Consider the following 270-nt stretch of genomic DNA (forward strand, 5'->3'; position numbering starts at 1 on the left):
TGGTAATGCTGATAAAAGAAGAGCTGCATCATTTCTATCAAGTGCTCGAAATTATGGATGAATACGGTGTTGAATATAAAAGTATAACGCCATGTCGTTATGCCAAAGGCATGCTACGCAATGTTAAAACGTTTGAGCCTAATGCCTTAGTTGATAAGCTTATTGTAGGTGCTTACATAGAAGCTCGCTCGTGTGAACGCTTTGCCAAGCTTGCACCCCATGTAGATAAACGCTTAGGGGATTTTTATATTTCATTGCTGCGCTCTGAGG

Annotated in this window: 1 protein-coding gene; it reads left to right on the plus strand. The window is 40.7% G+C overall.

Annotated features, from left to right (window positions below; translation table 11 throughout):
- On the plus strand, positions 1-270 hold a 270-nt coding region (gene miaE / locus AAEY78_RS13220; RefSeq protein ID WP_352339757.1), incomplete at both ends, for a tRNA isopentenyl-2-thiomethyl-A-37 hydroxylase MiaE.

This window comes from Psychrobacter sp. 16-MNA-CIBAN-0192 (genome assembly GCF_040309565.1).
Taxonomy (GTDB): domain Bacteria; phylum Pseudomonadota; class Gammaproteobacteria; order Pseudomonadales; family Moraxellaceae; genus Psychrobacter.